Genomic DNA, 18,607 nt, shown 5'->3' with positions numbered 1-18,607 from the left:
GTCCCGTAGGAGGTCCCCATGTCCCAGCCCGTGCCGTACGACCTCGACCGACCGGACGTCCCTCCGGCCGAGGAGATCGTGGAGCTCGCGTCCCGCGCCGCCGCCGCGGACGGCGACCCGCCGTTCTCCGACCAGACGCTGGTGGACCTGCGCACGGCGCGGGACGGCCGGGTCCGCACCGTCCTGGCGCGCTCGCGCGGCGGGGAGCTCCTCGGCGCGGCCGTGCGCGTGCCCGAGCCCGACGGCGCCCAGCTCGTGGAGCTCGTGGTCGACCCCGCCCGCCGTGGCGCCGGGATCGGCACGGCGCTGGCCGGAGCCGTGGCCGACGGGACCACCGGCACGGTTCGTGCCTGGGCGCACGGCGGCCACCCCGCCGCCGCCGCGCTCGCCTCCCGGCACGGGCTGTCCCCCGTGCGGGACCTGCACCGGCTGCTGCGCCCCCTGCAGGGCACCGCGGACCTCCCCCTCCCCGAGCAGATGCCCGAGGGCTTCCGGCTGCGCGCGTTCGAGCCCGGCCGCGACGAGCAGGAGTGGCTGCGGGTCAATGCGGCCGCGTTCGCCGAGCACCCCGAGCAGGGCCGGATGACCCTCGACGACCTCCGGCAGCGCGAGGCCGAGCCGTGGTTCGACCCCGCCGGCTTCCTGCTCGCCGTCCGGGAGGACGAGCCGGGGACCGTGGCCGGCTTCCACTGGACGAAGGTCCACGTGGGCGACGCCGAGCGCGGCCCCCTCGGCGAGGTGTACGCCGTGGGCGTGGCACCGGGGCACCAGGGCACGGGACTGGGCCGGGCCCTGACGGCCGCCGGTGTCAACCACCTGGCCCGGCAGGGACTGGCGGAGGTCATGCTCTACGTGGACGGCGACAACGCCGCGGCCCTGCGCCTGTACGAGGCCCTGGGGTTCCGGCCCTGGCACCTCGACGTGATGTACGCCGGGACCCTCCCCGCCTGACCCGCCCCGCCCCGCCCCGTGTTCGGACCGCCCGGACCGGACACGACGAGACAGGACCGTGATGACCACGCACCAGCAGGACGCTCCGCAGTCCGCGCCGGCCCCGGGCACGCCCGACGCCCCGGCACCCGGTACCGCGCCCGGCGGCCCCGACGAGTCCCCCGTCCCCGACGCCGCCGCCCGGGGCCACGGGGACCGGGACCGGATCGACGACCCCGTGCCCGCGGCCCGGCAGGTGCTGGAGGGCCGGCACGGGCCCGAGCGCTTCCTGGACCGCGAGGCGAGCTGGGTCGCGTTCAACTCCCGCGTCCTGGAGCTCGCGGAGGACCCGGACCTCTTCCTCCTGGAGCGCGTGCACTTCCTGTCCATCGTGGCCTCCAACCTGGACGAGTTCTTCATGGTCCGGGTGGCGGGGCTCAAGCGGCGCATCGCCACGGGCATCGCCCGGCCGGCCGCCTCCGGGCACTCCCCCGCCGAGCAGATGGCCACCATCGCCGCGCGCGCCCACGAGCTCCAGGAGCGGCACGCCCGGACCTTCCACGACCAGGTGCGCCCCGAGCTGGCCCGGCAGAACATCCACCTGGTGGGCTGGGGGGACCTCGACGCCGCCACGCGGGAGCGGCTCACCCGGGACTTCCACCGCCAGGTGTTCCCCATCCTCACGCCGCTGGCCGTGGACCCGGCGCACCCGTTCCCCTACATCTCCGGGCTGAGCCTCAACCTGGCCGTGATGGTCCGCAACCCCCAGTCGGGCAAGCGGCTGTTCGCCCGCGTGAAGGTCCCGGACCAGCTGCCCCGGCTCCTCTCGGTGGACGGGGCCCGCTCGTCACGCCTGCCGCAGGGGCAGGCCCGCTTCATCCCGCTCGAGGACGTCATCGCCCAGCACCTGGACGACCTGTTCCCCGGGATGGAGGTCGAGGAGCACCAGGTGTTCCGGGTGACCCGCAACGAGGACCTGGAGGTCGAGGAGGACGACGCCGAGAACCTGCTGCAGGCGCTCGAGAAGGAGCTGCTGCGCCGCCGCTTCGGTCCGGCGGTGCGCCTGGAGGTCACGGACAGCATCAGCACCGAGGTGCTCGAGCTGCTCGTCTCCGAGCTGGGCATCGACGAGTCCGAGATCTACCGGCTGCCCGCCCCCCTGGACCTGCGCGGGCTGGGGGTCATCGCCGGCATCGACCGCCCGGAGCTGCACTACGCCCGCCACGTGGCCCACACCTCCCGCTACCTCAACGCCGCGGAGACCGCCAAGGCCGCGGACGTCTTCGCGGCGACCCGGTCCCGGGACGTGCTGCTGCACCACCCCTACGACTCGTTCGCCACGAGCGTCCAGGCCTTCCTGGAGCAGGCCGCCGCGGACCCGAAGGTCCAGGCCATCAAGCAGACCCTGTACCGGACCTCGGGCGACTCCCCCATCGTGGACGCGCTCATCGACGCCGCCGAGGCCGGCAAGCAGGTGCTCGCGCTGGTGGAGATCAAGGCCCGCTTCGACGAGCAGGCCAACATCTCCTGGGCCCGCAAGCTCGAGCAGGCCGGGGTGCACGTGGTCTACGGCATCGTGGGGCTGAAGACCCACTGCAAGCTCTCCCTCGTGGTGCGCCAGGAGGAGCACGGGCTGCGCCGCTACGTGCACATCGGGACCGGCAACTACCACCCCTCCACCGCGCGCTTCTACGAGGACCTGGGCCTGCTCACGTGCGACCCCGAGGTCGGGGAGGACGTGTCCCGGCTGTTCAACCAGCTCTCCGGCTACGCCCCGAAGACCACCTTCCAGCGCCTGCTCGTGGCGCCCCGTTCCGTGCGCTCCGGGCTCATCGACCTGGTCGAGGCCGAGATCCGCCACCACCGGGACGGCCGGCCGGCCCGGATCCAGGTCAAGTGCAACTCGATCGTGGACGAAGCCGTCATCGACGCCCTCTACCGGGCCTCGCAGGCCGGGGTGCCCGTGGACGTGGTGGTCCGCGGGATCTGCGCGCTGCGCCCCGGGGTGCCCGGGCTGAGCGAGAACATCCGGGTCCGGTCGGTGCTGGGCCGGTTCCTGGAGCACTCCCGGGTCTTCGCGTTCTGCAACGCCGGCGAGCCCCTGGTCTACATCGGCTCGGCGGACATGATGCACCGCAACCTGGACCGCCGGGTGGAGACCCTGGTGCGGATCACGGACCCCCGGCAGGCGGAGGCGCTCGTGCGGCTGCTGGCCCGCTACGTCTCGGACGCCACGGCCAGCTGGCACCTGGACGCCGAGGGCGTCTGGACCCGCCACCACCGGGACGCCGAGGGGAACCCGCTCGTCGACGTCCAGGACCACCTGCTGCGCAGCCGGGCCCTCGGCCGGCCCACCGTCTGAGCGCCGGTACCATCGAGGGGGTGCCACCCGACGGTCCGGACCACGGGCCCCGGCACGCCCGTGCACCACGGACAGGGGACGAAAGAGGGGCCATGCCCAGGACCGCAGAGAAGACCGGCGAGCAGAGCACGGACGGGAGCACCGGCGGGGCGCGCGCCGCCGCGAGGAGCGCGGCGGGGAGCAGACGGCCCGCCGACGTGCTCGCGGCCGGGTGCCTGTGCTGGCGCCGCACGGGCGGCGACCTCGAGGTCCTGCTCATCCACCGCCCGCGCTACGACGACTGGTCCTTCCCCAAGGGCAAGCAGGACGAGGGCGAGACGCTCCCCGAGACCGCCCACCGGGAGGTCAGCGAGGAGATCGGCCTGCTCCCGCGCCTGGGGGTGCCCCTGCCCACGATCCGATACGACGTCAAGGACGGCAGCAAGGACGTGCACTACTGGGCCGCGGAGTTCGGCCCCGGCGCACGGCCCGAGCCCGACGGCCAGGAGGTCGACGCCGTCCGCTGGGTCGGGGCCGACGAGGCGCACCGGATGCTGACCAACCCCTCCGACCGGGAGCCGCTGGCGGCCCTCGTGGACCTGCACGAGCGCGGGGACCTCGCCACGCGCCCGGCGATCGTCGTGCGCCACGCCAAGGCGAAGCCGCGCTCGGCCTGGTCCCGGGCCGAGGGCGACCGGCCGCTGGCCGCGACCGGCAAGCGCCAGGCCCTCGCCGTCACCCGCCTGCTCCGGGCGTGGTCCCCCGAGCGGGTGCTCACCTCCCCCTGGCTGCGCTGCCTCTCCACCGTGGTGCCGTACGCCAGGAAGGCCGGGGTCCCCGTGCGGGAACGCCCCCAGCTCACGGAGGCCTCGCACAAGCGCCACCCCAAGAAGGCCGCGGCCGTGGCCCAGACCATGTTCGACAAGGACACGCCCGTGGCGCTGTGCACGCACCGCCCGGTGCTGCCCACCGTCATCAAGACCATCGCCCGGAACGCGAGCCCCGAGCTCGCCGCACAGCTCCCGGCCAAGGACCCGTATCTGTCCCCCGGCGAGATGATCGTGCTCCAGGTCTCCCGCCGGCACCGCCGGCGGGTGGTCTCCGTGGAGCTCGTGAAGCCATTCGACGACTGACCCCGCCCCCGACGCCGCACGACCCGCCACGACCGTCCCCGACACGAGCCCTCCCGAGGAGCCCCGCATGACCTCCCCCGCCCCCGTGCCCGCCCCGGTGCCGACGCCCTACGAGGACCTGCTGCGCGAGGTCCTCGAGCAGGGCGTGCACAAGTCCGACCGCACGGGCACCGGGACGCGCAGCGTCTTCGGGCGCCAGATCCGCTTCGACCTGGCGGAGTCCTTCCCGCTGCTGACCACCAAGCGCGTGCACTTCAGGTCGCTGGCCCTCGAGCTGCTGTGGTTCCTGCGCGGGGACTCGAACGTGCGGTGGCTGCAGGAGCGGGGCGTGTCCATCTGGGACGAGTGGGCGGACGAGGACGGGGAGCTCGGACCGGTCTACGGCGTGCAGTGGCGGTCCTGGCCCGCCGCCGACGGCGGGTCGATCGACCAGATCGCGAAGGTCGTGGAGCAGATCCGCACGGATCCCGACTCGCGGCGCCACGTGGTGACCGCGTGGAACCCCGCCGAGGTGGACGAGATGGCCCTGCCGCCGTGCCACGCGCTGTTCCAGTTCTACGTGGAGCCCCGGGAGGACGGGCCGGGCCGGCTGTCCTGCCAGCTCTACCAGCGCTCCGCGGACATGTTCCTGGGCGTGCCGTTCAACATCGCCTCCTACGCCCTGCTCACCGTCATGATCGCCCAGCAGACCGATCTCGAGCCCGGGGAGTTCGTCTGGACCGGCGGGGACTGCCACGTCTACGACAACCACGTGGAGCAGGTCCGCGAGCAGCTCTCCCGGGAGCCCTACCCGTATCCGCGGCTGCGGCTCGCCCGGCGGCCCGCCACCGTCTTCGACTACGAGCTCGAGGACTTCGACGTCCTCGACTACCGCCACCACCCGGCGATCAAGGCCCCGGTGGCCGTATGACCGCCGCACCGGGCCGGGCCCGCCCGTCCGCCCCCACCGGGACGGTTGGGGCGATCTGGGCCCAGACCGCCGCCGGGGTCATCGGCCGCGCCGGGACGATGCCCTGGTCCCTGCCGGAGGACATGGCCTTCTTCCGGCGCACGACGACCGGCCACCCGGTGATCATGGGCCGGCGCACGTGGGAGTCCTTCCCGGAGCGCTTCCGGCCCCTGCCCGGACGGACCAACATCGTCATCACGTCCTCCCCCGAGCGGGTGGACCGGGGCCCGGACGCCGGGGCGGTGCTGACCGCGGCGTCGTACGCCGAGGCCGTGCGCCTGGCCCGGACGAGCCCCGGCGCGGAGCGGATCTGGGTGATCGGCGGCGGAGAGGTCTACCGGCAGGCCCTCGCTCACGCCGAGCACCCCGTGACGGAGGCGCTCGTGACCGTCATCGACCTCGACGCCGACGGGGACACGCACGCCCCGGTGCTCGACGGCGCGTGGGCCACGGAGCCGGTCGTCGGCCCGTCGGTGTCCCGCACCGGCCTGGGCTACCGGATCGACCGGCGCACGCGCGGCCCGCGCGGTTCCGGCAGCCCGGCGGCTCCGGTAGCGTGAGCTGCACCACGACCAGGAGGAAGACCGTGACCGATCGGCACCCCGACCCCACGATCCGGGACGACGAGCAGCTGCGCGTCGTGAAGAACTCGGACCTCGACCGCTTCGAGCTGTGGCGGGGGGAGCAGTTCATCGGCTTCGAGGGCTTCCAGGAGCACGAGGACGGCACCGTCGAGCTCCAGCACACCATCATCGGCGAGCAGTTCGGCCGGCAGGGCTACGCACGCACCCTCGTCACGCTGCTGCTGGACGGCTTCCGTGAGCAGGGCGTCGCGGTGCGGCCCACGTGCACCTACGTGCAGGACTACCTCCACCGCTTCCCGCAGTACAGCGAGCTGGTGGTGCCCGGTCTCGAGCTCCCGCCGGCGCAGAAGGTGAAGGAGAAGCGGCGGCGCTGGGCCCTCCACCGCGCCCAGTAGACTGGGGGCCATGACTTTTCGCTCGGGTGATTCGGTAGGGTTCGTCGGCTGGCGGGGCATGGTGGGTTCCGTGCTCATGCAGCGCATGCAGGAGGAGGGGGACTTCGGGGGGATCACTCCCGTGTTCTTCTCCACCTCCAGCGCCGGCCGCCCCGCCCCGCGGTTCGCCGGGGACGCCGGCACGCTGCAGGACGCCTACGACCTCGAGGCCCTGGCCAAGCTGCCCGTGATCGTCACCGCCCAGGGCGGGGACTACACCAAGGACGTGCACGGCCGGCTCCGCGCCGCCGGGTGGGACGGGCTGTGGATCGACGCCGCCTCGACCCTGCGGATGAACGACGACGCGATCATCGTCCTGGACCCCGTCAACCGGGACGTCATCGACCGCGGTCTCGCGAGCGGCGTGAAGGACTTCGTGGGCGGCAACTGCACCGTGTCCTGCCTGCTCATGGGGCTGGGCGGGCTGTTCCGCAACGACCTCGTGGAGTGGGCCACGTCGATGACCTACCAGGCCGCCTCGGGCGGCGGGGCCCGGCACATGCGGGAGGTGCTGGCGCAGTTCGGGGCCCTCCACGGCGTCGTCGCGGACGAGCTGGCCGACCCCGCCTCCGCGATCCTGGACATCGACCGCAAGGTGCTCGACGCCCAGCGCGGCGACGTCCTCGACACCTCGATGTTCGGCGCGCCCCTGTCCGGCTCCCTCATCCCCTGGATCGACGCCGACCTCGGCGACGGGCAGTCCCGCGAGGAGTGGAAGTCCGCGGCCGAGACCAACAAGATCCTGGGCCGCACGGACCGGTTCGCCCAGGACTGGGTGCCCATGGACGGGCTGTGCGTGCGGATCGCCACGATGCGCTCGCACTCCCAGGCCCTCACGGTGAAGCTGCGGGAGGACCTGCCCGTGGACGAGATCGAGCGGATCATCGACGCCGACAACGAGTGGGCCACCGTGGTGCCCAACACCAAGGCGGACTCGATGCGGGACCTCACCCCCGTCGCGACCTCCGGCACCCTGGACATCCCCGTGGGCCGGATCCGCAAGCTCTCCATGGGCCCGGGCTACATCAGCGCCTTCACGATCGGCGACCAGCTGCTGTGGGGCGCGGCCGAGCCCCTGCGCCGCATGCTGCGCATCGCCACCGGCACCCTGTAGCCGGTGGCGGAGACCTCGATCCCACCGGGGCTGGTGCTCGACGCGGACGACGCCCGCCCGCCGTCCGAGCAGCTCAAGCACCGGGTGCAGCAGGGTCGCACGGACGGCACCCTTCCGGCGGGCACCCGGCTCCCGCCGGTGCGCCGGCTGGCCGAGGCGCTCGGCCTCGCGGCCGGCACCGTGGCCAAGGCCTACCGCGAGCTCGAGGCCGCGGGCGTCATCGAGACCCGGGGCCGTCAGGGGAGCTTCGTGCGCGCCGCGGACCGGACCGAGGACCTGGCGGTGCGGGCCGCCCGCCGCTACGCCGCGGAGATCGCGGACCTCGGGCTCTCGGCGGAGCAGGCCCTGGAGCTGGTGGCCGCGCAGCTAGGCCGCTCCCGCTGACCGGAGAACCGACCGGCGCCGGGTCCGTCTCAGCCGCCGGGGGTCCGCAGGTGCCGGGGACCCGGCACGAGGTTGCCCGGGCCGGCGAGGGCCCGGCGGTGCCGTCCCTCGGCCGTGCGGGCCAGCCACCACCGCCACACGCGCATGACCTGTCCCTTGGCCCACTGGTTGAGCCGGTGCGCCCAGTGGAACTCGGTGCCCCAGACGCCGAGTCCCAGGAAGATGGCGAGCCACCCCGGGCCCGGGGCCACGAGCATGATCAGTCCCGCGAGGACGAAGACGCCCCCGAGGACCGTCACGAGCGTCCGGTAGACCGCGAACAGCAGGGGGTGCCCGCGCGACCAGCGGCGCAGCCGGCCCAGGGCCTGCCGCACGCGGCCCTCGGAGTTCTCCCCCTGGGCGATCTCCTGTTCGAGGCTGCTCACGGCCTCCGCCTCAGACCGCCGTGCCCACGATGACGGGCTCGGCGACGAGATCCACCCCGTAGACGGACGCGACGCCGTCGCGCACCGCCCGGGCCAGTGCCATGAGGTCCTGCGCGGAGGCGTCGCCGCGGTTGGTGAGGGCCAGCGTGTGCTTGGTCGACAGCGAGGCGCGTCCGCCGGCGACCGCGGCGCCGTCGAGGTCCAGGAGCTCGTTGCGGGTCCCGGGCAGCCCGAAGCCCTTGCCGAAGCCGGCGTGGTCGATGAGCCAGGCGGCCGAGAGCTTGACCCGGTCCTCGAGCGGGTGCCCCGCCGCGTCCACCACGGGGAAGCGAGGGGCGTCAGCGGGCAGCCGCTCCCCCAGGGCGTCCGCGGGGAGGACGGGGTTCGTGAAGAAGGAGCCGGTGCTGTAGGTATCGCGGTCGTCCGGGTCGAGGACCATGCCCTTGCCCGCGCGAAGGGCCAGGACGGTCTCCCGCACCCGGCCCAGCGGGGCGCGCTCCCCCACCTGGACGCCGAGCCGGCGGGCGAGCTCGCCGTAGCGCACCGGGGCGCTCTCGGTGCCGTGCCCGAGCCGGAACCGCACCGCGAGCACCACGTGGCGCGGGGAGCCGGCCACCGTGCTGCGTTTGAGGGCCGAGTCCCGGTAGGAGAACGCCAGGTCGGCCGGGGAGAAGTCCCGCACGCGCCGCTCGTGGCGGTCCCAGACCCGCACCAGCTCGACGGTCTGGGCCACCTCCTGGCCGTAGGCCCCCACGTTCTGCACCGGGGTGGCGCCCGTGGTGCCGGGGATGCCGGACAGGGCCTCGATGCCGACCAGACCCTGGGCCACGGCCTGCGCCACGAGCTCGTCCCACGAGTGTCCGGCCTGGACCTCGAGCAGGGCGCTGCCGGGGTCGTCGGCGAGGACCTCGACGCCGTGCGACGCCACGTGCACCACGGTGCCCGCGAACCCGGCGTCGGCCGCGATGAGGTTGGAGCCGCCCCCGACCACGAGCACGTCCCGCCCGGCGGCGTCGGCCGCCGCGACGGCGTCGACGACCGCCTGCTCGGACTCCGCCCGCACGTAGTGGCGGGCGGGCCCGCCCACGGCGGCGGTCGTGAGGTCTGCGATGCGAGGGGATGTCATGGCGACCAGTTTATCGGGCGGCCCGCGGTGCCCCGGCAGGGGCTCACGCCAGTCGCACCACGGCCTGGGCCTTGACCAGCACCTTCAGCGGGGCGGCGGTCGCCGGATCGGCGTCCTCGGCGGAGAGGTCGGGGGCGGTCACGGTGAGGTCGACGCGCACGGTGCGGGCGTCGTCGTCGAGGGCGCCGATCCTCCCGGAGACGGTGAGGGCCGTGGAGGCCTCGACCGCGGTCCCGAACCGGTTGGGGACGACGACCGGCTTGGTGAAGCGGGTCTGGTAGTCGACCACGGCGCCCGGGTCGCCGGCCCAGTCGGTCACGAGCTGCACGGCGGCGCCCATCGTGAGCATCCCGTGGGCGATCACGTCGGGCAGGTCCACGGAGCGGGCGAACTCCTCGTTCCAGTGGATCGGGTTGAGGTCCCCGGAGGCCCCCGCGTACCGGACCAGGTCCGCGCGCGAGAGCTCGATGCGGCGCTCCCCGATCTCCTGGCCCTTCTCGAGGCTGTCGAAGTCGATGCTCATGGTCACTGGTCCTCTCCTCGCACCAGCAGGGACGACACGGTGGTGGCGACGTGCTCGCCGTCCGCGGCGCGGATCTCGGCGCGGGACGTCACCATCGCCCCGGAGCCCATGGCCCGGACCTGGTCCACGTGCAGCTCGGCCACGAGCTCGTCCCCGGCGACGATCGGGCGGTGGTGGGTGAAGCGCTGGTCGGCGTGGACCACGCGCGAGAAGTCGATGCCGGCCTCGGGGTCGGCGATCAGCGCGGCGTCGGCGCGCTGGGCCACCACGATCGCGAAGGTGGGGGGCGCGACGAGGTCGGGGTGGCCCAGGGAGCGGGCCGCCTCGACGTCGTGGTGGGCGGGGTGGCCGGCCTGGACGGCGCGGGCGAAGTCGCGGATCGCCTCGCGCCCGACGCTGTAGGGCTCGGCCGGCGGGTAGGTCCGCCCGACGAGATCGGGGTTCACGGGCATGGCAGCTCCTCGATGGACGGGGCCGCGCGCAGGCGGCGGGACGCGCCCAGTCTACGGTGGCGTGCTCCGCCCGGCGGGTCGCCGGCGTTCCGGGCACGTACACTCCTGCCCATGGATCTTCTGGACGTGGGCCGGATCGCCGTCGGACTGGTGCTGCTGGTCCTGGGTGGGGAGCTCCTGGTGCGGGGGGCGTCCGCGCTCGCCCGGCGGGTGGGGATCTCCTCCCTGGTGGTCGGGCTCACCGTGGTCTCGGCGGCAACGTCGGCACCGGAGCTGGCCGTCACCGTCGGTGCCGTGCTGCGCGACGAGCCCGGCCTGGCGGTCGGCAACGTGGTCGGCAGCAACATCGTCAACGTCCTGCTCATCCTGGGGGTCGCCGCGGTCGTGCTCCCCCTCGCGGTCACCCAGCGCCTGGTGCGCCTGGACCTGCCCCTGGTGGTGGTCCTGTCGGCCGCGCTGCTCCTGGTCTCCCTCGACGGGCGGATCGGCGCCCTGGACGGGGTGCTGCTGTTCTCCGCCGTGGTGGTGCACACCGTGCTGACGGTCGTCGTCGGCCGGCGCGACACCGGAGTCCGTGCCGCGGCGGTCCCCGCCGGGGACCGGGAGGCCGGCGGCACCGGAGCCGGTGCCGACGAGGAACCGCCTCCGGCCTCGGTCCCCCGCTCGGTGCTGCTCCTGGGGCTCGGCGTCGGTCTGCTCGTGGCCGGTGCGAGCCTGCTCGTCGACGGGGCCGTCAGCATCGCGACCTCGCTGGGCGTCAGCAGCCTCGTGGTCGGTCTGACCGTCGTCGCCGTCGGGACGTCCCTGCCCGAGCTGGCGACGTCGATCATCGCGGTGCGCCGCGGCGAGCGCGACCTGGCGGTGGGCAACGTGGTCGGCAGCAACCTCTTCAACATCGGGGTGGTGCTCGGCCTGCCCGCCCTGATCTCCCCCGACGGCATCCCGGTGGCCGGCGCCGCGGTCGCCCTGGACATCCCGGTGATGCTGGCCGCGTCGGTGGCCCTCCTCCCCGTGGCGTTCACGGGGTTCGCGGTGGCCCGCTGGGAAGGCGTCCTGTTCGTGGGACTGTACACCGCCTACACCGGCTACGTGGTCCTCGCGGCCACCGAGCACGACGCCCTGGTGGGGTTCACGGGGACCATGGTGTGGTTCGTCCTGCCGCTGGTCGCCCTGACGCTGGCCGTCCTCACGGCCTACGAGCTCGGGCTGCACCGGGGACGCCGGGCTCACGAGCGCTCTCCGTGACGCCCCTGCCGTCAGCATCCCGCCGGACCGCGTCGGGGCGGATGCCGGCGCGGGCTGCGCCCGGGCACGACAAAAGCCCGTGACCGGGGTCACGGGCTTTTCGCCGTAGCGGTGGACGGGCTCGATCCGTCGACCTCACGATTATGAGTCGTGCGCTCTAACCAGCTGAGCTACACCGCCAGAGGGATGGGACACCGCGGCTGACGGCCTTGACGGCCGGGCCACGGGATCTCATCACGAGAGCCCCGACCGGGAATCGATCCCGGGACCTCCATCTTACCAAGATGGCGCTCTACCACTGAGCTATCGGGGCAACGACGAAGACTCTACCAGCAGGTTTCGGGAGAACCAAAATCGCCGGAGGCCCTCCTCCGGGCCCCCCGGAGGAGGGCCTCGCGCCTGGTCGAGCGGGATTTCGCGGCCCTTCGGGCCGCCGCTGCCCACTCGTCCGGGGCGTCACGGAGAACGGCACCCCGGGGAGCCGGGAGGCGATTCACCGCCCTGCGGACCGGGGGGCCAGAGCCGCGTCGTAGACGGCCTGCGTGCGCGCCACCATGGACTCGACCGTGAACTCCTCCAGATACCTCCTGTGCCCGGCCTCGGCGAACTGCGCGCGCCGCCGGCCGTCGTCCAGCAGTGCCGCCAGCGCCGCGGCCAGTTCCTCGGCGTCCCCGGGGGGCACGAGCAGCCCGGTCTCGCCGTGAGCCACGACCTCGTCCGAGCCGGTCACCCGGGTGGCCACCACCGGCACGCGGGCCTCCATCGCCTCGATCAGGGTCAGCGGCATGCCCTCGGCCCGTGACGGCAGTGCGAACACGTCTGCGGCGTCCAGCAGCATCCGCGCGTCCGGCCGGTGGCCCGGCAGGTGCACCGAGCCGGTCAGGCCGCGTTCGGCCACCAGGTCCTCGAGCTCCCTCCGCAGCTCCCCCTCCCCCAGGATCACCACCTGCAGTCCCGGGTGGTCCGGTCCGAGCAGCGCGGCGGCCTCGACCAGGTACCGCTGCCCCTTCACGGCCGTCAGCCGCCCGGTCGAGAGCACGACGGGGTCGTCCGGCCGCAGCTGCAGTGCCGCCCTGGCTGCCGCCCGCCCCGGAGGCTGCCGCCGCGGACCGATTCCGTTGGGCACCGTGACGAAGTGCTCCGCACTGACCCCGCGGGCGGTGTAGGTGTCCCGGAGGCCACAGGACACGGCGATCCGCCAGTGGGCGTACGAGGTGTTCCGGACCAGCCTCTCGGCCGTCCTGCGCCTGTGGATCAGGAAGGACATGTGGTGGGTGATGATGACCGCCGGCACTCCGGACGCCCTGGCCAGTCGCAACCCGTGCGGATCCTCCCATCCCCACCCGGCGTGGCAGTGGAAGACGTCCACCGGATGAGAGGACAGGAAACCGCTGACGACCTCCGGGTAGGCGGGGTCGTGCGGGCCGGGCAGCGCCACCGTGCGGGCGCCGCACGCGGAGGCCTCCTCGAGGAGCCAGCCGGCGCGATCGCCGGCGCGGCACAGCACGGTCACGTCCATGCGGTCGACGAGGCCCCGAACCAGGTCCAGCATGTGGGCCCCCATCCCGGAGGGGTTGGCGGAGCGGGTGTACAGGCAGAGCGACCGACGGACCCGGCCGGGATCGCCCCCCAGCAGCTCGGCACGCGGTCCCGGCAGCAGCACCGTCGCTGGGGTGTCCAACATGGGACTCACCTTATCGTCGGGCCTGCGGCCGGGAGGCGCGCGGCGGGTCCGGACGTCCGTGCGGAACCGATGCACCAGCGGGCGACGTCCGGCCTGGCCCGACCGTGGGAGGTCTGGGAGAATGATGCTGTGCCTGCTCTTCGTCCCCGAGGGTGCCGCGACGGGGCGGTGCGGATCTCCCGCAGCGGCGAGGACGGGCACGAGTCCGGTGTCACCACAGCCGAGCCATTCGAGAGTCAGCGAGCTGCGTCAGTGGATCAGCTTGCTGGAGCAGGAGAACGAGAGGCCGAGGGGGCCCGACCCGCCTCCTCTCCGGAGTCCGGGCCGGCCCGCGGTCCAGAACCCGGGACCTGACCGTCCGCCCCCATAACCTGGGAGGTTCGTTGAAACTCTCCGACCACGACCACGACCACAGCCACACCGGGTCCGGTGCCGAGACCGGTGCGGCCGCGTCCTCGGTGACCGACCCCACGTTCTACCGCTCCCCGGCCGAGGCCATCGCAGCCCCGAGGGAGGAGCTGGCCTACGTGGTGGCCTTCGACCACACCGCCCAGCGCCCCGACGCGCTCACGGTCGTCGACCTGGACCCGGACTCCCCGTCCTACGGCACGGTGGTCGGCTGGGAGGACATGCCCACCACCGGCGACGAACTGCACCACTTCGGGTGGAACGCCTGCAGCAGCGCGTTCCTGCACGAGGGCCACGACATGGACGGCCTCTCCCGCCGGTACCTGCTGATGCCCGGACTGCGCTCCTCCAACGTCCACGTCGCCGACACCCACCCCGACCCCCGCACCCCGCGGGTGGTCAAGACCATCACCGCCGCAGAACTGGCCGAGAAGGCCGGCTACTCCCGGCCGCACACCCTGCACTGCGGCCCCGACGGGGTCTACCTCTCCTGCCTGGGCACCGCCTCCGGCGACGGCGGACCGGGTGGGATCGCCGTGCTCGACCACAACACCTTCGACGTGCTCAGGCAGTGGGAGACCGACCGCGGCCCGCAGTACCTGGCCTACGACGCCTGGTGGCACCTGATGCACAACACCCTGGTCACCAGCGAGTGGGGCACCCCGGCGATGGTGGAGAACGGCATCGTCCCCGAGCAGCTGCTCAACCAGGAGTACGGCCACGCCCTGCACTTCTGGGACCTGGCCGAAGGCAAGCACCTGCAACGGGTGGAGCTGGGCCCTGAGCACCAGATGGCCCTGGAGCTGCGCCCGGCCCACGATCCCGGCTCGACGTGGGGGTTGATGGGCTCGGTGATCTCCACCGAGGACCTCTCGGCGTCGATCTTCCACTGGCACCGCACCGAGGCCGGGGACTGGACCGCCGAGAAGGTGGTCTCCATCCCGGCCGAGCCCCTCGAGGAGGAGAAACTGCCGCCGTTCCTGCGCCCCTTCGGGGCCGTGCCGCCGCTGGTCACCGACATCTCCCTCTCGGTGGACGACCGCTGGCTCTACGTCTCCTGCTGGGGCACCGGGGAGCTGAAGCAGTACGACGTCTCCGACCCGGCCCACCCGCGCGAGACCGGATCCGTGCGCCTGGGCGGGATCGGCGACCGCGCCGCCCACCCCTCCGCCCCCGGCACCTGGCTCGGCGGAGGCCCGCAGATGGTGGAGACGAGCCGCGACGGCACACGGGTCTACGTGACCAACTCCCTCTACGGTGCCTGGGACGACCAGCTCTACCCCCACGGCATCGGGGCCTGGATGGCCAAGATCGACGCCGACACCGACACCGGCGGCCTGTCCCTCGACGAGGACTTCTTCCTCTCCCAGGAGGACTTCCGCGGCCTGCGCGTGCACCAGATCCGGTTGCAGGGCGGGGACGCGTCCTCCGACTCGTACTGCTACCGCACCTGACCCGCACGCTCGAGACCAGCACCACCCCCGGAAGAGCCCCCGCTGGAGCGACCGACAGGAGAGGAGGAGGCGTGGTCGTCAGCGCACGGTGAACCAGCGCGTCGGCGGGGCCGGGGCGGGGGCCGCCCCGGCGGCTGGTCGCCCTCGCAGCGATGTGGCGCAGGCCACCCCCGCGGCGGTTCCCTGGCCGATGGCGATCGGCACGAGCTGCAGGCCCGCCGTGATGTCCCCTGCGGCGTAGACCCCGTCGACGCTCGTCAGCTGGAACCCGTCGACGGCGATGCGTCCCTCGTGGTCGAGCTCGCACCCGAGCTGCCGGGCGAGGTCGTTGGTGGGGTGGTGGGCGTAGGAGAAGAAGACCTTGTCCCCCTCCACGAGCTCTCCGTCGGCCAGCTGGACCCCCGTCAGGGCGCCGGGGTCCCCGATCAGCGCCTCGGGGACCCCGTCCACGACCTCGGCGCCGTGGTCGGCCAGGACCGCGCGCTGCTCCTCGTCGAAGGCCGGTTCGACGGCCCCGGTGACGATCCGCACGCTGTCGGCCCAGTCGAGCAGTTCCGCGGCGTAGGCCGGGACGTGCTCTCCGGAACCGAGAACGATCACAAGCTGGTTGCGGGCGGTGTACCCGTCGCAGGCCGGGCAGTGGTGCACGTCGATGCCGTAGTGATCGGCGAAGCCGGCGATCTCCGGCACACGGTCCCGGACCCCGGTGGCCAGCACGACCCGTTCCGCGGAGATCTCGGCGCCGTCGACGGTGGCGTGGAACCGGCCGCCCTCGTCCCGGCGCAGGGCAGTGGTCGTCCCGTGGTGGAGCATCACCTGGGGGTACTGCTCCAGCCCGGCGCGGGCCTCAGCCAGCAGCCCGTCCGGCGTGGTCGGATCCCTGCCCAGCAGACCGTGGGCGGACTCGGCGGGCAGGTTGCGCTGCTGCCCTGCGTCCACGACCACGGTGGAGCGCTGATAGCGGCCCAGCCAAGTGGCCGCGGACAGTCCGGCGGGACCACCACCGACCACGAGCACGTCGACGGAGGAGGGCAGATCGGACGCCATGGGCTCTCTTCCGTGGCTCGCGGCAAGCACTGCATCGGTCGTCCGATCCACTCTACGCAACTGCTCCGCCGGGCCGGAGCGCGACGCACTCCGGCACCTGCTCAACCGGCGGTCAGGTCCTACGGAGGCCCGGGGGCGGAACCGGCCGACAACCGCCTCACAACTTCTCGCCGGGCAGCTCGCCCGCCTGCTCGACCCAGGATCGAAGCTGGTCCTCGTCCAGCTCATCGCTCTCGTGGATGTCGAGGTAGCGCACCTCGTCGTGCTTGGACGCCTTGGGAGGCGTCGGGCTCAGTGACGACCCCTTGAAGAACTGCAGCTGGACGTAGTTCGTGTAGCAACGGAACGCCAGGAACCAGCCTTCGCCCTGGCGGCCGTAGAACGGCTGGTTCCATTTCACGGCCTTGTGCACCCCGGGGACCGTGTGCTCCACGAGGTCGTCGAGGCGTTGCCCGATGTCTCTCTTCCAGCCCGGCATGGCCGCGATGTAGTCCTGCACCGGGCCGTCGCCCTCACCTCTGGGGATCTGCGGATTACCGCCCGAGAGCAGCTTCGGCCCCGCATCGTCGTCGTTGCGATCTTTCACGGATTTCCTCCCTCGACGCCCTCCATTACGGCAGGCGGAACGCTACGTGCCTGCGTCGACGTGAAGAACTGTAGTCCCGCCATCCGCCGACCGGTGCGGCCATGACGCCGAGGACGGTCCACCGCGTCGGGGGCGGGTCCTCCCCGCCGGTTGGAGAAATGTAGGGCCTGGCGCGAGCTCGTTCCTTGTCAGCGCGGTGGTTGCTTCCCTACCGTGAGGAAGGGCCCGCGAAAGGGGCTGAGGTTCCCGGCATGCGATGAAGGATGCTCACCCATGGACCACAAACTCTCCGTGCTCGTCCAGATCGATCTCCACGGTGCCTATGTGCGCCTGGTCGTCACCGGGTGCGTGACCGAGGCCAACCAGCACGCCCTCCGTCCTCTCGTGGCCCGGGCCCGGGCCCTGGTCCCGCCGGTGGCGGTCACCGTCGACCTCACCTGCGCCGAGCACGTGGAGGCGGGCGCGGTGGACCTGTTGCGCTGGGCCCTCGAGCACGACGACGCCGGGGCCGGCCCGGTGGAGGTGCTCACCGCGGCGGAGCGCTCTCAGCCCACCCACCGCCCCGTGACCGTCCTGGCGAGCCACCGGAGCAGAGCCGGAGCGCCGGAGCCGCTTCCGTGGTCGGCCTGAGCGCCGGAGGGTACCGGCCGTCCGGGCGCCCCTGATGACGCCGCCTTGGACGGCCTCGGGATGGACGCGGCGCAGGAGCAGTGGCGTGGACGCTGACGCAGGTGGTGCGCCGCCGTTGCTTCCCTCGACGCCGGCACGGGCGACGACCTCGTACTACAGAGGGGCAGGTGCGGTCCCGGCACCGTCGTGCGCCACGGCGGGGCCTCAGCTCTGCGGGTCCGGGCACCGGTCCAGGATCTGGCGGGCCACCTGGGTCATGGGGCGGTTCTGAGCGCGTGAAGCCGTCAGCAGCACGGCGTGGGCGTCGGCCGCGTCGGTCGCCCGCTGTTCCATGAGCATCCCGGTGGCCCGATCGATCACCTGCCGATCCTCCAGGCCGGCCTGCAGCGCAGCGCTCAACCGTTGCGTGGCATCCGCGGACTGGGCCGTGCCCAGCAGGGTGGCCGCCGCTGCGGCCAGCAGGCCCAGCTGCCGCTCCTCGTGGCCGGTGAAGGCGTGACCGACGGTGGCGTAGATCTTCAATGTGCCCAGGCACCGGTCCTGGAACACCAGCGGGACACTGAGCATCGAGCGGATCCCCGACCGGGCCACGGCCGCCGACCACTCGGGCCAGCGGTCGTCGTCGGTGGTGTCGTTGATGCACTGAGGGGTCCCGGAGGCCCAGGCGCTCAGGCACGGGCCCTCTCCGAGGTCGTACTGGAGCACGTCGGCGGCCTCCACGAGACGGTGGGTGGTCCCGGTGCTGGTCCTGTGCGCGTGGTCGTCGATCAGGGAGACCCCGGCTCCGGCCGCGGAGGGGATGAGCTCCTGGGCGACCTGGGCCAGCTGGCGCACCGCGGCGGTGGCGTGCTCCTGGGTCAGCAGCATGTTCCGGATGCGGGCGGAGACCGCGGTCAGCTCCGTGGCAGAGGATTCGGACTGCATGGGGGCCCCCTCGGTCCAGCGGGGCGGGTCGAGTCCACTGTGCATCGTGCGCTGTCGTGCCGGCATCGACGGCAGGTCGTCTCTCGCTCGACGGTTGCCCCTCCGCTCAAGGATACGCCCGGCCGCAGAGGGCCGGGCAGGCGGTGATGGCCACAGGGTCGGCAGCGTCTCTCCTGCGGTGGCTGCGCCGGGGCGGGACTCCGACGACGCAGGTGGTCTTCGAGCGCGGCGGTG

Annotated in this window: 19 protein-coding genes and 2 tRNA genes; 11 read left to right on the top strand and 10 right to left on the bottom strand. The window is 73.2% G+C overall.

Features of this window, described 5'->3' with window-relative positions; all coding sequences use genetic code 11:
• Positions 1-18: 18 nt before the first annotated feature.
• The 8 genes from mshD (at position 19) to ACH9D2_RS00790 (ending at position 7,869) form a co-directional block, all read left to right on the top strand.
• A complete protein-coding gene (gene mshD / locus ACH9D2_RS00825) occupies positions 19-951 on the top strand; it encodes a mycothiol synthase (RefSeq protein WP_396360828.1) in 933 nt (310 codons plus the stop codon).
• 61 nt (positions 952-1,012) lie between these two features.
• Positions 1,013-3,292, top strand: a complete 2,280-nt coding sequence (locus ACH9D2_RS00820) for an RNA degradosome polyphosphate kinase (RefSeq protein WP_396360827.1) — start codon at positions 1,013-1,015, stop codon at positions 3,290-3,292.
• Between the two features lie 92 nt (positions 3,293-3,384).
• Positions 3,385-4,404, top strand: coding sequence for an NUDIX hydrolase (locus ACH9D2_RS00815; protein ID WP_396360825.1), 1,020 nt, complete (start codon positions 3,385-3,387; stop codon positions 4,402-4,404).
• A 67-nt stretch (positions 4,405-4,471) separates the two neighbouring features.
• Positions 4,472-5,314 (top strand): thymidylate synthase, encoded by an 843-nt coding sequence (locus ACH9D2_RS00810; protein WP_396360824.1) that lies wholly within the window; start codon positions 4,472-4,474, stop codon positions 5,312-5,314.
• Positions 5,311-5,913: a dihydrofolate reductase gene (locus ACH9D2_RS00805; RefSeq protein WP_396360823.1), complete on the top strand. Its 603-nt coding sequence runs from the start codon at positions 5,311-5,313 to the stop codon at positions 5,911-5,913. Before ACH9D2_RS00810 ends, ACH9D2_RS00805 begins: the two co-directional genes overlap by 4 nt.
• A gap of 26 nt (positions 5,914-5,939) precedes the next feature.
• On the top strand, positions 5,940-6,332 hold the full coding sequence (locus ACH9D2_RS00800; protein WP_396360821.1) for a GNAT family N-acetyltransferase: 393 nt from the start codon (positions 5,940-5,942) through the stop codon (positions 6,330-6,332).
• Between the two features lie 10 nt (positions 6,333-6,342).
• Positions 6,343-7,485 (top strand): aspartate-semialdehyde dehydrogenase, encoded by a 1,143-nt coding sequence (gene asd / locus ACH9D2_RS00795; protein WP_396360820.1) that lies wholly within the window; start codon positions 6,343-6,345, stop codon positions 7,483-7,485.
• Positions 7,486-7,488: 3 nt separating this feature from the next.
• A complete protein-coding gene (locus ACH9D2_RS00790) occupies positions 7,489-7,869 on the top strand; it encodes a GntR family transcriptional regulator (RefSeq protein ID WP_396360818.1) in 381 nt (126 codons plus the stop codon).
• A gap of 29 nt (positions 7,870-7,898) precedes the next feature.
• Here ACH9D2_RS00790 and ACH9D2_RS00785 read toward each other — a convergent pair whose 3' ends face one another.
• Genes ACH9D2_RS00785 through ACH9D2_RS00770 form a run of 4 tightly spaced genes read right to left on the bottom strand, consistent with a single transcriptional unit; the run spans position 7,899 to position 10,395 of the window.
• Positions 7,899-8,294 carry a TIGR02611 family protein gene (locus tag ACH9D2_RS00785; protein WP_396360817.1) on the bottom strand — a complete coding sequence of 132 codons (396 nt, stop codon included), beginning with the start codon at positions 8,292-8,294 and terminating at the stop codon, positions 7,899-7,901.
• 10 nt (positions 8,295-8,304) lie between these two features.
• A complete protein-coding gene (locus ACH9D2_RS00780) occupies positions 8,305-9,420 on the bottom strand; it encodes a UDP-N-acetylmuramate dehydrogenase (RefSeq protein ID WP_396360816.1) in 1,116 nt (371 codons plus the stop codon).
• Positions 9,421-9,463: 43 nt separating this feature from the next.
• Positions 9,464-9,943, bottom strand: a complete 480-nt coding sequence (locus ACH9D2_RS00775; protein WP_396360815.1) for a MaoC family dehydratase — start codon at positions 9,941-9,943, stop codon at positions 9,464-9,466.
• A gap of 2 nt (positions 9,944-9,945) precedes the next feature.
• Positions 9,946-10,395 carry a MaoC family dehydratase N-terminal domain-containing protein gene (locus ACH9D2_RS00770; protein ID WP_336649883.1) on the bottom strand — a complete coding sequence of 150 codons (450 nt, stop codon included), beginning with the start codon at positions 10,393-10,395 and terminating at the stop codon, positions 9,946-9,948.
• Positions 10,396-10,506: 111 nt separating this feature from the next.
• Here ACH9D2_RS00770 and ACH9D2_RS00765 point away from each other — a divergent pair, with 111 nt between their 5' ends.
• The gene (locus ACH9D2_RS00765; RefSeq protein ID WP_396360813.1) at positions 10,507-11,640 is read left to right on the top strand and encodes a calcium/sodium antiporter; all 1,134 of its coding nucleotides are present in this window, start codon (positions 10,507-10,509) and stop codon (positions 11,638-11,640) included.
• 106 nt (positions 11,641-11,746) lie between these two features.
• Here the strand turns inward: ACH9D2_RS00765 and ACH9D2_RS00760 are convergent.
• From ACH9D2_RS00760 to ACH9D2_RS00750, 3 genes are all read right to left on the bottom strand, one after another.
• Positions 11,747-11,820, bottom strand: a tRNA-Met gene (locus ACH9D2_RS00760).
• A gap of 61 nt (positions 11,821-11,881) precedes the next feature.
• A tRNA-Thr gene (locus ACH9D2_RS00755) sits at positions 11,882-11,953 on the bottom strand.
• 180 nt (positions 11,954-12,133) lie between these two features.
• Positions 12,134-13,324, bottom strand: coding sequence for a glycosyltransferase (locus ACH9D2_RS00750; protein WP_396360812.1), 1,191 nt, complete (start codon positions 13,322-13,324; stop codon positions 12,134-12,136).
• A 383-nt stretch (positions 13,325-13,707) separates the two neighbouring features.
• On the opposite strand from ACH9D2_RS00750, the gene ACH9D2_RS00745 reads away from it, so the two are divergent.
• Complete coding sequence (locus tag ACH9D2_RS00745) at positions 13,708-15,186, top strand: selenium-binding protein SBP56-related protein (protein WP_396360811.1); 1,479 nt, start codon at positions 13,708-13,710, stop codon at positions 15,184-15,186.
• A 78-nt stretch (positions 15,187-15,264) separates the two neighbouring features.
• Here ACH9D2_RS00745 and ACH9D2_RS00740 read toward each other — a convergent pair whose 3' ends face one another.
• The gene (locus tag ACH9D2_RS00740; RefSeq protein ID WP_396360809.1) at positions 15,265-16,233 is read right to left on the bottom strand and encodes an NAD(P)/FAD-dependent oxidoreductase; all 969 of its coding nucleotides are present in this window, start codon (positions 16,231-16,233) and stop codon (positions 15,265-15,267) included.
• A 157-nt stretch (positions 16,234-16,390) separates the two neighbouring features.
• Positions 16,391-16,819, bottom strand: coding sequence for a DUF1801 domain-containing protein (locus tag ACH9D2_RS00735; RefSeq protein WP_396360808.1), 429 nt, complete (start codon positions 16,817-16,819; stop codon positions 16,391-16,393).
• A 273-nt stretch (positions 16,820-17,092) separates the two neighbouring features.
• Between ACH9D2_RS00735 and ACH9D2_RS00730 the strand changes: the two genes are divergently transcribed.
• Positions 17,093-17,449 (top strand): hypothetical protein, encoded by a 357-nt coding sequence (locus ACH9D2_RS00730; RefSeq protein WP_396360806.1) that lies wholly within the window; start codon positions 17,093-17,095, stop codon positions 17,447-17,449.
• Between the two features lie 204 nt (positions 17,450-17,653).
• On the opposite strand, the gene ACH9D2_RS00725 is transcribed toward ACH9D2_RS00730, so the two are convergent.
• Positions 17,654-18,373, bottom strand: a complete 720-nt coding sequence (locus ACH9D2_RS00725; protein WP_396360804.1) for a GAF domain-containing protein — start codon at positions 18,371-18,373, stop codon at positions 17,654-17,656.
• Between the last annotated feature and the right edge of the window lie 234 nt (positions 18,374-18,607).

It is taken from the genome of Kocuria rhizosphaericola (genome assembly GCF_044462205.1).
GTDB classification, from domain to species: Bacteria; Actinomycetota; Actinomycetes; order Actinomycetales; family Micrococcaceae; genus Kocuria; species Kocuria rhizosphaericola.
The sequence above is the reverse complement of the archived record's forward strand: the minus strand, read 5'-3'. Positions and strand labels throughout refer to the sequence as shown.

Bases quoted from the DNA above. Each gene is read 5' to 3' on its own strand.
- mshD (WP_396360828.1), top strand. From the start codon at position 19: ATGTCCCAGCCCGTGCCGTACGACCTCGACCGACCGGACGTCCCTCCG.
- ACH9D2_RS00820 (WP_396360827.1), top strand. From the start codon at position 1,013: ATGACCACGCACCAGCAGGACGCTCCGCAGTCCGCGCCGGCCCCGGGC.
- ACH9D2_RS00815 (WP_396360825.1), top strand. From the start codon at position 3,385: ATGCCCAGGACCGCAGAGAAGACCGGCGAGCAGAGCACGGACGGGAGC.
- ACH9D2_RS00810 (WP_396360824.1), top strand. From the start codon at position 4,472: ATGACCTCCCCCGCCCCCGTGCCCGCCCCGGTGCCGACGCCCTACGAG.
- ACH9D2_RS00805 (WP_396360823.1), top strand. From the start codon at position 5,311: ATGACCGCCGCACCGGGCCGGGCCCGCCCGTCCGCCCCCACCGGGACG.
- asd (WP_396360820.1), top strand. From the start codon at position 6,343: ATGACTTTTCGCTCGGGTGATTCGGTAGGGTTCGTCGGCTGGCGGGGC.
- ACH9D2_RS00780 (WP_396360816.1), bottom strand. From the start codon at position 9,420: ATGACATCCCCTCGCATCGCAGACCTCACGACCGCCGCCGTGGGCGGG.
- ACH9D2_RS00775 (WP_396360815.1), bottom strand. From the start codon at position 9,943: ATGAGCATCGACTTCGACAGCCTCGAGAAGGGCCAGGAGATCGGGGAG.
- ACH9D2_RS00770 (WP_336649883.1), bottom strand. From the start codon at position 10,395: ATGCCCGTGAACCCCGATCTCGTCGGGCGGACCTACCCGCCGGCCGAG.
- ACH9D2_RS00765 (WP_396360813.1), top strand. From the start codon at position 10,507: ATGGATCTTCTGGACGTGGGCCGGATCGCCGTCGGACTGGTGCTGCTG.
- ACH9D2_RS00750 (WP_396360812.1), bottom strand. From the start codon at position 13,324: ATGTTGGACACCCCAGCGACGGTGCTGCTGCCGGGACCGCGTGCCGAG.
- ACH9D2_RS00740 (WP_396360809.1), bottom strand. From the start codon at position 16,233: ATGGCGTCCGATCTGCCCTCCTCCGTCGACGTGCTCGTGGTCGGTGGT.
- ACH9D2_RS00730 (WP_396360806.1), top strand. From the start codon at position 17,093: ATGGACCACAAACTCTCCGTGCTCGTCCAGATCGATCTCCACGGTGCC.
- ACH9D2_RS00725 (WP_396360804.1), bottom strand. From the start codon at position 18,373: ATGCAGTCCGAATCCTCTGCCACGGAGCTGACCGCGGTCTCCGCCCGC.